This is a genomic window from Stenotrophomonas sp. GD03680 (genome assembly GCF_029844625.1).
In the GTDB taxonomy this organism is placed as follows: Bacteria; Pseudomonadota; Gammaproteobacteria; order Xanthomonadales; family Xanthomonadaceae; genus Stenotrophomonas; species Stenotrophomonas maltophilia_P.
In genome coordinates, this window is record NZ_JAOCKC010000018.1 from 1 (window position 1) to 12,402 (window position 12,402).

Sequence of the window (12,402 nt, forward strand, 5' to 3'; positions counted from 1 at the left end):
CATCGTCACGACCACGCACCGCAGCGAATTCCCACACCCGATCACCCTGCGCCGCGGCCAGGCGCTGGCGGTGGGCGAGCGCTATGAAGGCCCGGAGGGCTGGGAGGACTGGTTCCTGTGCCAGGCCGAGGGGCAGCAGCCTGGATTCGTGCCGGCACCGGTGATCGGTCGCGATGCGCAGGGCGACGCGTTTGCCACCGCGGATTACTGCGCGCGGGAGCTGGATGTCGATCCCGGGCAGCTGCTGCGCGGGGTGCGCACACTGAATGGTTGGGCGTGGTGCATGCCCGAGGCGGGCGAGGCGGGATGGGTGCCGTTGGAGAAGGTGCGGGTTGTAGAGTGATCGCGGGGCTCATCCACGCAGGGCGTGGATGTAGCCGCATTGCAGATCCACGCCATGCGTGGATTCGGTGCCATGCAAGCATGGCACCCACCTGAGCCGGTTGTCAGGCGATGGTTTCCAGCCCACCCATGTACGGGCGCAGCGCTTCCGGCACGGTGATGCTGCCGTCGGCGTTCTGGTAGTTTTCCATCACCGCGATCATCGCACGGCCAACCGCCACGCCCGAGCCGTTCAGGGTATGCACCAGCTCGGGCTTGCCGGTGGCCGGGTTGCGCCAGCGCGCCTGCATGCGGCGGGCCTGGAAGTCACCACAGTTCGAGCACGAGGAGATCTCGCGGTAGGTTTCCTGCGACGGCAGCCAGACTTCCAGATCGTAGGTTTTCACCGCCGCGAAGCCCATGTCGCCGGTGCACAGCAGCACCTTGCGGTACGGCAGACCCAGCTTTTCCAGCACGACTTCCGCACAGCGGGTCATGCGCTGGTGCTCGGCCTCGCTGTCTTCCGGCTGGCAGATCGAGACCAGCTCGACCTTCTCGAACTGATGCTGGCGGATCATGCCGCGCACGTCGCGGCCGCCGCTGCCCGCCTCGGCACGGAAGCACATCGAATGCGCGGTCATGCGCAGCGGCAGGCGCTCGGCGTCGATGATCTCGTCGCGCACGATGTTGGTCAGCGGCACTTCCGAGGTGGGGATCAGGTAGCGCGTGGACTCGCCGACGGCCGTCTTGAACAGGTCATCCTCGAACTTCGGCAGCTGGCTGGTGCCGCGCAGCGATTCGGCGTTGACCAGCAGCGGTACGTTGGTTTCCTCGTAGCCGTGTTCGCCCGTGTGCAGATCGACCATGAACTGGGCCAGCGCACGGTGCAGGCGCGCGATCGGGCCGCGCAGCACGGTGAAGCGCGAACCGGACAGCTTGGCGGCGGTTTCGCCATCCAGCCAGCCGTTGCGGGCGCCCAGTTCGACGTGGTCCAGCACCTTGAAATCGAACTGGCGCGGGGTACCCCAGCGCGCCTGCTCGACGTTGTCGTTCTCGTCGGCACCGGCCGGTACGTCGTCGGCCGGAATGTTCGGAATACCCAGCGAGATTGCTTCGATCTTCTCGCGCAGCTCGTCCAGCGCCACTTCCGACGCCTTCAGTTCGTCGGCGAAGGCGGCGACCTCGGCCATGATGGCCGAGACGTCCTCGCCCTTGGCCTTGGCCTGGCCGATGGCCTTGGAGCGGCTGTTGCGCAGGCTCTGCAGCTCCTGGGTCCGCACCTGGATGCGCTTGCGATCGGCCTCCAGGGACTCCAGGGCAGACACGTCGAGCTCGAAGCCGCGGCTGGTGCGCAGGCGTTCGGCGAGGTCGGCGGGCTGGTGGCGGAGCAGGGCTGGATCAAGCATGGCAGGTGTCGTGGTGGGTGTCAGGACCGGGATTATCGCCTGTTATGCGGATTTCTGCCGCCCGGTTCATTCGGGCCGTGGCAGAATCGGGCTATTCCGTACTGGTCCGGTCCATGTCTGCACCCCGCTCGTCGTCCGCCAAGTCGTTCACTGTGCATATTCCGCGCAACGCCCTGAAGATCGCCGGCATCGCTTTCGGCGTGGGGGTGCTGCTGTTCGTGGTGGTCTGGCTGACCGGCCGCGACAAGGAATTCTTCCGCGCCGACCCTGCGGCACAGACGCCGCAGGAAACCGCCCAGGTGGAGCCTCTGCCGGAACCCCTGCCGGCGGCAGCCGGGTCCAGCGACATGCCCGACGCCAAGCCGGCGCCGGCACCGGAAGACGCCCCGAAGCTGGTGGAAACCGCTCCGCCCCCGCCGCCTGCAATGGCTGAACCGGCACCCGCTGCGCCCGGCACCGTGCCGGTCGCCGGTGGCGGCAGCCAGCCCATGCCGATCGCGGGCCAATCGCCGCCGCCGGCCTATCCAGCCGCCGCACTGCGTGCGGGCGAAACCGGCAGTGTGGTGGTGCGGGTAGAGGTGGACGCTACGGGCTATCCGAACAACGTCACCGTCATCCAGCGCAGCGGCTCGCGTGACCTGGACCGCGCAGCGACCGACGCGGTGCGCCGCTGGCGCTTCACCCCGGCGCAGAGCAACGGGCAGGCGGTGCCGGGCACCATTGAAGTGCCGTTCGACTTCAAGACGCAGTAACTGAACGCATACCGGAAGGCAAACTGAACCCTCCCGGTTGCGTTGACGCAACACTGACACTTTTCTTCGTGGCCTCGGGCAACACTCGGCACGTCGTCAACCGACGTAAGGAGTTTGCGATGACTGTCACCACCCATGAAGACCTTCATTCGCCGCAGATGCAGCAGGACGGTACGCCGCGCCGGGCCACATCGCCTTGGCTGTGGGTCGCGCTGATCGTGGCGATGTTCGCGGCCGCGCTGCTCTGGCTGCGCTATTCCGGACCGGATGAGGTGGCGCCTGCACCGGTCGGCGAGCGCATGCTGCCAGCCACCGAACAGACGCCTGTTGCCGAAACGGCACCGCCTGCCGCACGACAGGCCACGCCGGCCACGAGCGAGCGCAAGGCAGTGCCGGCGGTGCGCAACCGCGAGGCGCGCCCGCTCGCCAGCAACAGCAAGCCGGACTATCCGGCAGCTGCGCTTCGTAACGGTGTGCAGGGCAGCGTGATCGCCAGCCTTGATGTGGATACCCGCGGCAACGTCACCAATGCCGCGATCGTGTCGCGCAGTGGCGAACGCAGCCGTGACCTGGATCGTGCGGTCCTGCGCACGGTGCAGAACTGGAAGTTCCAGCCGGCCATGCAGGATGGCCGTGCTGTGGCCAGTGTGGTGCGGGTCCCGGTGGATTTCCGTACCGAGCAGCGTTGATCGCGGACGAGGGGTTCGTGATGTTCGACGGAGGCTTCGGCCTCCGTCATTTTATCTGCACGTCTGATGCCTGCTCGCCGGGCATGGCCCGGCGCTACCGATTCGGCGGGCCTGGCCGGGCACTACCGATGATCTGAGAGGTTGAATCCGGCGCTGCGTGCCAGGCCGTCGAAGTCGGGGAACGAGGTGGCCACGTTGGCGATGTCGTTGATCCGTACTTCGCCGTCGCTGATCTGGCCGGCAATGGCAAAGGCCATGGCGATGCGATGGTCGCCGTGGCTTTCGATGGTGCCGCTGCCCAGACGCGTGCCGCCATGCAGGGTCGCGCCGTCTTCGGTTTCATCCACCTGCATGCCCAGCGCGCGCAGGCCGGTGGCCATCGCTGCCAGGCGATCCGACTCCTTCACCCGCAGCTCTGCTGCGCCGCTCACCACGGTCTTGCCTTCGGCGGCGGCGGCGGCGACGAACAGGGCCGGGAATTCATCGATCATGTCCGGCACCAGCGCTTCGGGAATGCGCGCGCCCTTCAGCGGCGCGTAGCGCACCACCAGGTCAGCGACCGGCTCGCCGCCCTGCTCGGCTGGATTTTCTTCGGTGATGTCCGCCCCCATCAGCCGCAGTGCATGCAGCAGGCCGGTGCGACGCGGGTTCAGGCCCACCTGCTTCAGGCGCAGCTCGGAGCCGGGAATGATGCTGGCGGCCACCAGGAAGAACGCTGCCGAGGAAAAATCGGCAGGCACCGCGATGTTGGTGGCACGCAGGCGCTGGCCACCGTGCAGGCGCGCCTTGCCCGGCGAGAACTCGATCTGCACGCCGAACGCGGACAGCATGCGCTCGGTGTAGTCGCGGGTGGGGTGCGGTTCGACGACGCTGGTTTCGCCCTGTGCGTACAGGCCTGCCAGCAGCACGGCCGACTTGATCTGCGCGCTGGCCACCGGCGAGGTGAACGCGATGCCGTGCAGTGCCTGGCCACCGTGCACGTGCAGCGGCGGCGTGCCATCGTCCTGGGTATCGATCTTCGCCCCCATCTGCGACAGCGGGCCGGTGACACGGCGCATCGGCCGGCCGGACAGCGATTCGTCGCCGATCAGGGTGCAGTCGAACGACTGCCCGGCCAGCAGGCCCGCCAGCAGGCGCATGCCGGTGCCGGCGTTGCCGCAGTCCAGCGCTGCGCTGGGCGCCTGCAGGCCATCGATGCCGACGCCGTGGACGATGCGCTGCGACGGGCTGGGGGTTTCGATGCGCACGCCCAGCTGGCTGAAGATGCGCGCGGTGGCGCGGGTGTCTTCGCCTTCCAGGAAACCCTCGATGTGAGAGGTGCCGTCAGCCAGCGCGGCAAACATCACCGAACGGTGCGAAACCGACTTGTCGCCGGGAATGGTGAGGCTGCCCTGCAGCGGCTGGCCCTTGCGGGCGATCCAGTGTTGCGCGTTGCTCATCGTTCGATCATTCCGTAGACGCCGGCGGGCCGGCGGTGCATCAAGGGGCGGTGGCCGCGGCCACCGCGGCAGGCATCAGGGCACGGCCACCGGATAGGAGCCGAGGACCTTGATCTGCGCCGAGTGTGCTTCCAGTTCGGCCAGCGCGGCCTGCATCGGCGCGTCGTCGATGTGGCCGGCCAGGTCGATGAAGAAGCCGTACTCCCACTTGCCGTGGTGCGAAGGCCGCGACTCGATGCGGTTCATGCTGATGCCGTGGCGTGCGAACGGACTGAGCACGTCGAACAGCGCACCCGGCTTGTCATGGATGAAGACCAGCACCGAGGTGCGGTCATGGCCGGAGGTCGGGAAGATGTTGCGGCCCACCACCAGGAAACGGGTGGTGTTGTCGGCATCGTTCTGGATCGGCTTGGTCACCACCTTCTTCAGGCCGTACACGTGGCCGGCACTTTCGCCACCGATGGCCGCCGCATCGTCGGCGTTGCGCGCGCGGCGTGCGCCTTCGGCGTTGCTGGAGACCGGAATCTTCTCGGCCTTGGGCAGGTTGGCGCGCATCCACGCCGAGGTCTGCATGAACGACTGCGGGTGGCCGTAGACGCGTTCGATGTCCTCGATGCGGCCGCTGCGCGACATCAGGTACTGCTGCACGCGCAGTTCCACTTCGCCGCAGATCTTCAGGTTGGAGGTCAGGAACATGTCCAGGGTGATCTGGATGGTGCCCTGCCCCGAGTTCTCCACCGGCACCACGCCGAAATCGGCGTTGCCCGCTTCCACTTCCTGGAAGACTTCTTCGATGCTGGCCAATGGCAGGCCCAGCGCCGAGCGACCGAAATGCTTGAGCACGGCCTGCTGGCTGAAGGTGCCTTCCGGGCCGAGGTAGCCGATCTTCAATGGCTCCTGCTGGGCCAGGCAGGCCGACATGATCTCGCGATAGACGTGCACCAGCACTTCATCGCTGAGCGGGCCTTCATTGCGGTCCACCACCATGCGCAGCACCTGTGCTTCACGCTCGGGGCGGTAGTAATCGACGGCGGCGGCAAGCTTGCCCTTGGCCTTGCCGACCTGGTGGGCGAACTGCGCGCGCTCGGCGATCAGGCGCTGGATGTCGCGGTCGATCTGGTCGATCTTCGAACGCACGTCGGCCAGTGCCAGCGGCGCCTGGGTGGGGGCCGGCGTCGATGCAGCCCTGGCCTTGGACGTGCCCTTGGACGCAGCGCTGTCCTTGGCCGGTGCGGCCTGCTTCGGCGCCTTCTTGCTGGATTTGCTTGCCATCGGAATTCCCTGTTGCGTGGGCACGCACCCGACGGTGCGCGCCGTTCATTGCTCAGCCGTAGCGCTGCTGGAAGTCGGCCATGAAGGCGACCAGCGCCTCCGCACCCGCCAGCGGCATGGCGTTGTACAGCGAAGCACGGATGCCGCCGACCACCTTGTGACCCTTCAGCGCCAGCAGGCCGGCGGCCTTGGCCTCGGCGACGAAACGCGCATCGAGGTCGGCGTTGGGCAGGAAGAACGGGATGTTCATCCGCGAACGCGCCGCGTGCGCGACTTCATTGCGATAGAAGCCGCCGGACGCATCGATGGCGCCGTACACCAGCGCGGCCTTGGCCGCATTGCGCCGGGCGAACTCAACCACGCCGCCTTCAGCCAGCATCCACTTGAACACCAGCCCCGCCAGGTACCAGTTCCAGGTGGGCGGGGTGTTGAGCATCGAGTCGCGCGCCACGTGCGAGCGGTAGTCGAAGATGTCCGCGCGCGGCTGGCCACTGCGCTCCAGCAGGTCGCGACGGATGATCATCACCGCGATGCCGACCGGGCCCAGGTTCTTCTGCGCGCCCGCGTAGATGACGCCGTAGCGGCGCACATCCAGCGGTTCGCTGGCGATGGACGAGCTGAAATCGGCCACCAGCGGCACATCGCCGGTATCGGGCACGTCACGGAACTCGACGCCGTGGATGGTCTCGTTGGCGGTGATGTGCACATAGGCCGCATCGGGCGAAAGCTGCCAGCTGCTGCGCGCGGGCAGCTCGCGGTAGCCCCCGTCCTCGCTGCTGGCAGCGATGTTGACGTCCACATAGGGGCCGGCCTGCTTGACCGCCGTCCTGCCCCAGTGGCCGCTGACCACGTAGTCGGCACGCTGGCCGGGGCTTGCGAAATTCAGCGGGATCAACGCCTGCTGGGTGGTGGCGCCGCCGGACAGGAACAGCACGGCGTAGTCCTCGGGAATGTCGAGCAGGCGGCGCAGGTCCGCCTCGGCCTCGGCGGCGACGGACATGAATTCCGCACCGCGATGGCTCATTTCCACGATCGAGGCGCCGGTACCGTGCCAGTCCAGCATTTCCGCCTGCGCCTGGCGCAGGACCGATTCCGGCAAGGTTGCAGGGCCGGCACTGAAGTTGAACGCGCGCGTCATGTCACACCTGTGGGGCAAGATCCCTAGTATGCCGCAGTGCACCAGCCTTGCGGCCTTGCGCGGCAAGGGAAATTTGGTTTCATCGGAATCCATCGCCCGCGGCACTGCACCGGTAGTCGCCAACCTGGGCCGGCGCCTGCCCGAAGCACGGAGACGACAGGCTCAGCGCGCGCCGAACCAGAGCAGCAGGCTGAGCAGCGCAGCCAGCAGCAGTGCGCTGACCAGCAGCCACGGCCAGCGGCGGACCCGGCGCGGAGGAAGGGGCTCGGCAGGCGCCCGTTCGGCCTCGTGGCTGGACTCATCCTCGGCCGCCAGCGGCCGCCGGCGCGGATCACGCGGCACTTCCAGCACGAAACGGTGCTGGCCATCGAATACCACCTGGTCGCCCGGCTGCAGCCAGCAGTGGCGCACGGCCACGCCGTTGACGCAGGTGCCATCGGCGCTGCCCAGGTCACGCAGCAGGACGCGATCGCCGTGCACTTCCACGCGCGCGTGCTGTTCGGCGAACGCCGGATCGTCGATGGCGATGTCGGCCTCGGTGCCGCGGCCGATCACGCGGGCGCGCGACAAGGTGAAACTGCGGCCATGGTGCAGGCCACCGACGCCCCGCAGCAGGCGCTGCTCGTCGCCGGCATCTTCGCCGTCCGGTGACGGCGCCTGCAGCAGGCTCTCGGCTTCGCCCCGCAGGACCATTTCCACGCCATCGACATACACCGCATCGCCGGCGCGCAGCAGCGCCATGCGCCGTACCGGACGGCCGTTGACATGGATGCCGCGGATGCCGTTGCCGACCTGGAGCCAGAGGCCGCGATCATCCATGCAGAACTGCGCCAGCAGCAACGCGCCGTTGCCCGCTTCGCCCAGCCGCACGCTGCCGTTGGCATGGCGCACGATGCGTTGCACCCCGGGCCGCAGCGGCTGGTCGGGCTGTTGTTGTTGACTGAAGTGAACAAGCAGGTTCTGCACGCGGCGCAGCCTAGCAGGTTGGCCGGCATCGAAGAAGAACCCCGGATGAGCGCTTGGCGCGGACGCGATCGATGCGCACAATGCTCGCCCTCTCTGATCACCCCGCCCTGCGCCAGGAGCCTGCATGTCCACCATCGATGTCCGCCACGCCCACGCCCTGCCCGACGCACAGGCGCGCGAGGCGATCGAACAGGTTGCCGCCAAGCTGGCCGAGCGCTTTGGCCTGAAGTCCTCGTGGAGCGCCGATGTGCTGAATTTCTCCGGCAGCGGCGTGGACGGCGCGATCGAGCTGCAGCCGGGCGCCGTGCGGGTGACCGCCAAGCTCGGCTTCCTGCTGTCGGCAATGAAAGGCATGGTCGAAAGCGAAATCCAGCGCGTGCTGAAGGAAAAGCTGGGCTGAACCACGACAGCGGCCGTCACGGCCCTGCAACGGCGGCGCGCGCTACTCTCGGGGCAGGTCCAACTCCCACGGGAAGTGCGATGAACCGCTACGAAAACGACGACCGCCGCGACGACGACGCCACCTTTGGTGAACAGGCCGGACGCTTCTCACGCAAGCTGAGCGATTCGGCCCAGCAGGTCTGGCTGGCCGGACTGGGTGCGCTGGGCCGGGCACAGGCCGAAGGCAGCCGTTTCTTCGATGGGCTGGTGAAGGAAGGCGAGGCCTGGGAGGCCCGCCGCCGTGAGCGCGCCAGCGAGCAGGGCCCGGGATGGCGCGACAACGTCGAGTCCTCGCTGGATGAGGCGCGCGAGAAGGCCTCGGGCACCTGGAACAAGGTCGAAAAGGCCTTCGACGACCAGGTGCAGGGCGTGCTCAAGCGCCTGCATGTGCCCACCGCCGACGAGCTCACCGCGCTGGAGGCACGCCTGGACGCCCTGCATGCGCGCCTGGCCAAGCTGGAGACGCGGGCGGCCTCGGGCAGCGATGCGCCGGCGCCGGGCAGCCACCAGTCGCCGGGCAGCGTGCCCTGACGATGGATTGTTGCAATGCAATAAAATTTGCCTGACAATCGCGAGCAACCCGCCAATCGCTTCGCCTGCCGTTTGTTCCCTCCCCTCACGGCTTCAGGATTGGCGGGTTTTTCGTGCCTGCGGAACGCCGATCTGAGCGTTCCATCACGCTTGCTGTGGGGAACGTCCTGACCCTGCCAGGCAGTGCGCGCTTTACACTGTCTGCTTCCGTTTTCGCCCCTTCCGCGCTCTCCCTGCATGCTTCCCTGGATTCTGGCCCTGCTGTCGGCCCTGCTTATCTGTTCCCTGGCCGTCGTTCACCTGTGGTGGATCAAGCGGCGGCAGAAGGAGATGCAACTGGGCCTGCAGGCCTTGGCCGGCATGCACTGGCGGGAGTTCTCCGCGCTGGTCAAGCGGATGCTGCGCGAGCAGCGCGGCCTGCGCGAACTGGAGGTTCCTGCCGAGGATGCCCGCGAGCCCAGCAGCGATTTCCTGCTCAGCGATGGCCCCAATACCTGGCGGGTGTCCTGCAAGCATGGCCTGGCCTATCGCATCGGTACCGCTGCGGTGAACGAACTGGGCGCGGCAGCGCGGCTGGCCGGGGCCAAGGGCGGCGTGCTGATCACCGAAGGCCGGATCCAGCGCGATGGCCGTAGTGCCGCCGAGCTGCAGGCCGTGGAGGTGCTGGACGGCCCGCGCCTGTGGCCATTGCTGCAGCCCTATCTGCCGGCCGACATCGATGCGCGCGTGCGCGCCACTGCACGCCACGCGGCCCTGCGTCGCATCGCCATTGCCGCGTTGGCCTCGGTAACCGTCGGCCTGCTGGTCGGCCTCGGCCTGCAGGGCCTGCACCTGGCGTCACCGGCGCCGCAGGCGGTGACCGCCCCTGCCTCCGCCGACATCGCCGCCGCGGCGCCTGCCGCTGTCTCCCAGGCGCCCGCACCGGCAGCGGCAGCGCCTGCTGCTGCCGTTTCCACGCCGGCAGACGATGGCCACAGCGACCCCAACCCGGATATGGCGACCCTTGACCGCTACCAGGCGGATCTGGCCCGGGCGCTGGCTGGCCAGCCCGGCATTGCCAGCGGCGTCTGGCTGACCCGGCAGACCCTGGCGATCAACCGCACCGGCGAACTTGACGATGTGTGGCCGCGCGTCTGCACGCAGGTCCTGCGCTACCCCGCGCTGCGCACGGTGCGCGTGCAGCTCAATGCCCGCCCCGGCGTGGATGAGCCGGTGCGCTGGCGGCAGTGCGCGACGTATTGATCTGAACGCGCGGAAGCGTGCGCGCTAGCGCGCGCCGGGCGCGAAGCGGGCCACCAGATCCCAGGCATCGCCGAGGAACACCTGGCGCACGCGGGTGATGGGCTGTTCGCCCCGCCAGGTCAGGCGTTCGATCACAAGGCAGGCGGTGCCCGGCTTCACGTCCAGCAGGCGGGCAGACGCCGTGTCCGCACCCCACGCGCTGATGCGGTGCTGCGCCCGGGTCCAGGACACATTCTGCAGCAGCCAGCTACCCGGCGCGGTGGTGCTGAAGTCCACCTCCAGCACCTCCGGTACACCCACCGGGCTGATCAACCGGTGCTCCAGCGCCAGCGGGCGGCCATCGGCCAGATGCAGACAGCGCATCGCCAGCAGCATTTCACTGCCGGCCAGCTCCACTTCACCGGCATTGCCGGCGTCGGCCAGGCGCAGCTCGCGCTGCAGCAGCCGGTACCCGTACTGGTGGCCACGCGAGCCGACCTCCATCGCGATGTCCGGAATCTCCAGCGCCACCTGTTCCAGATGCGGTGGCTGCCGGGCGACGAACGAACCGGCCCGGCGGCGACGCTCGATCATGCCGCTCTCGGCCAGCGCGGTCAGCACCTTGTTGACGGTCATCCGCGAGCAGCCGTACTGCTCCATCAGTTCGTGCTCATAGGGGATGCGGAAACCCGGCGCCCACTCTCCGCTGAGAATGCGGCTTTCCAGGTCGCTGCGGATGCGCTGGTTGAGCGTGGCGGACTTGCTGGCCTTCACGTGACAGGTCTCGATGGCGGGAAGCGATCAGCCCAGCACGCCGTGCAGGGCGGTAGCGAAGGCGGTGGTGATCGCCTCGCGCTGGAGGTGGCGGCCTTCGGCCACGCATTGGCGGCCATGGCGCCAGACCGATCGCAGCGCGCCATTACGTGCGGCGAACACCCAGCTGTCAAGCCATGCGTCATCCCGTCGCGCCTGCAGCGCGGGATGTGCGGCGTCCAGTTCGAGCAGGTCGGCACTGGCCCCGACCTGCAGACCTGCGGCCACGCCCAACGCCTGTGCGCCGCCGTGCAGCGCGCCCTCGAACAGGAATCTGCCGCTGCTGCGGCTGGCATCGGCAGCCAGCACGTTGCGCCCGCGCAGCGCCAGGCGTTGGCCGTATTCGAGCAGGCGCAGTTCCTCAGCCGCATCGATCAGCACGTTGGAATCGGACCCCACGCCGAAGCGCCCGCCTTCGCGTGCGAACGCCTGCATCGGGAACAGGCCATCGCCCAGATTGGCTTCGGTGATCGGGCACAGGCCGGCGACGGCCCGGCTGGCGACGATGGAGGCGCGCTCGTCATCGGATATGTGGGTGGCGTGCACCAGGCACCAGCGCGCGTCCACCTCGGTGTGCGCGTACAGCCACTGCACGGGACGCTGTCCACTCCACGCCAGACAGGCGTCGACTTCGCGCACCTGCTCGGCGATGTGGATGTGCACCGGGCCCTCGTTCAACGGCAGCAGTGCTGCCAGTTCATCGCCGGTGACGGCCCGCAGACTGTGCGGGGCGATGCCCAGCACCGCATCGGGCAACGCGGCCAGCGCAGCACGGGCACCCTCCAGCAGCCGCGCAAAACCGTCCACGTCGTGAATCAGCCGACGCTGGGCCGGGTTCGGCGCTGCACCACCGAAATCGGCGTGGGCATAGAACACCGGCAGCAGGGTCAGGCCGATGCCGGTCTGTGCCGCGGCTGCGGCAATACGTGCACTCATCTCGGCCCGGTCGGCGTAGGGCCGCCCCTCCGCATCGTGGTGCAGGTAATGGAACTCGCCGACACGGGTGAAGCCGCTTTCCAGCATCTCCATGTATGCCTGGGCAGCGATGGCCTGCACTGCGTCCGGGCGCAGGCGGGCAAGGAAGCGGTACATCAGTTCGCGCCAGCTCCAGAAACTGTCGCCGTCGCCGCCCCCGATCTCGGTCAGGCCGGCCATGCCGCGCTGGAACGCATGGCTGTGCAGGTTCGGCAGGCCCGGCACCAGGATGCCGACCCGGGCATCCCCGTCCTGCGTGGGCTGCCCCACGTCGATCGCGGCGATGCGCCCCGCCTGCACCTGCAGGCGGACATCGCGGGCCCAGCCATCGGCGAGCAGCGCGTGGGCGGCATGGAAACAGGACGGGGAACGCGAATCGGACATGGCTGGACAACCCGAAATGGACACCTATATTGTATAGACATATAAGCACAGCCG

At 68.2% G+C, this 12,402-nt stretch carries 13 protein-coding genes; 6 read left to right on the forward strand and 7 right to left on the reverse strand.

All coding sequences use genetic code 11. The features are described 5' to 3' along the window. The first annotated feature begins 1 nt into the window (after position 1). Complete coding sequence (locus tag N5J29_RS15265) at positions 2–343, forward strand: ligand-binding protein SH3 (protein ID WP_279924470.1); 342 nt, start codon at positions 2–4, stop codon at positions 341–343. Between the two features lie 103 nt (positions 344–446). Here N5J29_RS15265 and serS read toward each other — a convergent pair whose 3' ends face one another. Continuing rightward, positions 447–1,727 (reverse strand): serine--tRNA ligase, encoded by a 1,281-nt coding sequence (gene serS, locus N5J29_RS15270; protein WP_065176021.1) that lies wholly within the window; start codon positions 1,725–1,727, stop codon positions 447–449. A 113-nt stretch (positions 1,728–1,840) separates the two neighbouring features. Between serS and N5J29_RS15275 the strand changes: the two genes are divergently transcribed. Beyond that, on the forward strand, positions 1,841–2,479 hold the full coding sequence (locus N5J29_RS15275; protein WP_053515537.1) for an energy transducer TonB: 639 nt from the start codon (positions 1,841–1,843) through the stop codon (positions 2,477–2,479). A 119-nt stretch (positions 2,480–2,598) separates the two neighbouring features. Then, entirely contained in the window at positions 2,599–3,168 is a 570-nt protein-coding gene (locus tag N5J29_RS15280; protein WP_053515518.1) for an energy transducer TonB, read from the forward strand. Between the two features lie 122 nt (positions 3,169–3,290). On the opposite strand, the gene aroA is transcribed toward N5J29_RS15280, so the two are convergent. The 4 genes from aroA to N5J29_RS15300 all read right to left on the reverse strand — a co-directional run bounded on the left by aroA (position 3,291) and on the right by N5J29_RS15300 (position 7,983). Next, a complete protein-coding gene (gene aroA, locus N5J29_RS15285; RefSeq protein ID WP_164152447.1) occupies positions 3,291–4,607 on the reverse strand; it encodes a 3-phosphoshikimate 1-carboxyvinyltransferase in 1,317 nt (438 codons plus the stop codon). Between the two features lie 75 nt (positions 4,608–4,682). Further along, entirely contained in the window at positions 4,683–5,879 is a 1,197-nt protein-coding gene (pheA, locus tag N5J29_RS15290) for a prephenate dehydratase (RefSeq protein WP_053515513.1), read from the reverse strand. A gap of 52 nt (positions 5,880–5,931) precedes the next feature. Beyond that, entirely contained in the window at positions 5,932–7,017 is a 1,086-nt protein-coding gene (gene serC / locus N5J29_RS15295; protein WP_164152449.1) for a 3-phosphoserine/phosphohydroxythreonine transaminase, read from the reverse strand. A gap of 162 nt (positions 7,018–7,179) precedes the next feature. Then, complete coding sequence (locus N5J29_RS15300; RefSeq protein ID WP_065176024.1) at positions 7,180–7,983, reverse strand: FHA domain-containing protein; 804 nt, start codon at positions 7,981–7,983, stop codon at positions 7,180–7,182. 124 nt (positions 7,984–8,107) lie between these two features. On the opposite strand from N5J29_RS15300, the gene N5J29_RS15305 reads away from it, so the two are divergent. From N5J29_RS15305 to N5J29_RS15315, 3 genes are all read left to right on the forward strand, one after another. Further along, a complete protein-coding gene (locus tag N5J29_RS15305; RefSeq protein ID WP_053515509.1) occupies positions 8,108–8,383 on the forward strand; it encodes a polyhydroxyalkanoic acid system family protein in 276 nt (91 codons plus the stop codon). A gap of 80 nt (positions 8,384–8,463) precedes the next feature. Beyond that, complete coding sequence (locus N5J29_RS15310; RefSeq protein WP_053515508.1) at positions 8,464–8,955, forward strand: phasin family protein; 492 nt, start codon at positions 8,464–8,466, stop codon at positions 8,953–8,955. 237 nt (positions 8,956–9,192) lie between these two features. Continuing rightward, positions 9,193–10,197 carry a restriction endonuclease gene (locus N5J29_RS15315; protein ID WP_164152451.1) on the forward strand — a complete coding sequence of 335 codons (1,005 nt, stop codon included), beginning with the start codon at positions 9,193–9,195 and terminating at the stop codon, positions 10,195–10,197. A 24-nt stretch (positions 10,198–10,221) separates the two neighbouring features. Here the strand turns inward: N5J29_RS15315 and hutC are convergent, their stop codons facing one another. Further along, positions 10,222–10,950, reverse strand: coding sequence for a histidine utilization repressor (gene hutC / locus N5J29_RS15320; RefSeq protein WP_053515504.1), 729 nt, complete (start codon positions 10,948–10,950; stop codon positions 10,222–10,224). 27 nt (positions 10,951–10,977) lie between these two features. Further along, the gene (locus N5J29_RS15325; protein ID WP_164152453.1) at positions 10,978–12,348 is read right to left on the reverse strand and encodes a formimidoylglutamate deiminase; all 1,371 of its coding nucleotides are present in this window, start codon (positions 12,346–12,348) and stop codon (positions 10,978–10,980) included. Positions 12,349–12,402 lie beyond the last annotated feature (54 nt).

Excerpts from the sequence above, each read along its gene's own strand:
- N5J29_RS15280 (WP_053515518.1), top strand. The coding sequence starts at position 2,599 with ATGACTGTCACCACCCATGAAGACCTTCATTCGCCGCAGATGCAGCAG.
- N5J29_RS15310 (WP_053515508.1), top strand. The coding sequence starts at position 8,464 with ATGAACCGCTACGAAAACGACGACCGCCGCGACGACGACGCCACCTTT.
- N5J29_RS15275 (WP_053515537.1), top strand. The coding sequence starts at position 1,841 with ATGTCTGCACCCCGCTCGTCGTCCGCCAAGTCGTTCACTGTGCATATT.
- N5J29_RS15315 (WP_164152451.1), top strand. The coding sequence starts at position 9,193 with ATGCTTCCCTGGATTCTGGCCCTGCTGTCGGCCCTGCTTATCTGTTCC.
- N5J29_RS15305 (WP_053515509.1), top strand. The coding sequence starts at position 8,108 with ATGTCCACCATCGATGTCCGCCACGCCCACGCCCTGCCCGACGCACAG.
- aroA (WP_164152447.1), bottom strand. The coding sequence starts at position 4,607 with ATGAGCAACGCGCAACACTGGATCGCCCGCAAGGGCCAGCCGCTGCAG.
- N5J29_RS15325 (WP_164152453.1), bottom strand. The coding sequence starts at position 12,348 with ATGTCCGATTCGCGTTCCCCGTCCTGTTTCCATGCCGCCCACGCGCTG.
- serC (WP_164152449.1), bottom strand. The coding sequence starts at position 7,017 with ATGACGCGCGCGTTCAACTTCAGTGCCGGCCCTGCAACCTTGCCGGAA.
- pheA (WP_053515513.1), bottom strand. The coding sequence starts at position 5,879 with ATGGCAAGCAAATCCAGCAAGAAGGCGCCGAAGCAGGCCGCACCGGCC.
- serS (WP_065176021.1), bottom strand. The coding sequence starts at position 1,727 with ATGCTTGATCCAGCCCTGCTCCGCCACCAGCCCGCCGACCTCGCCGAA.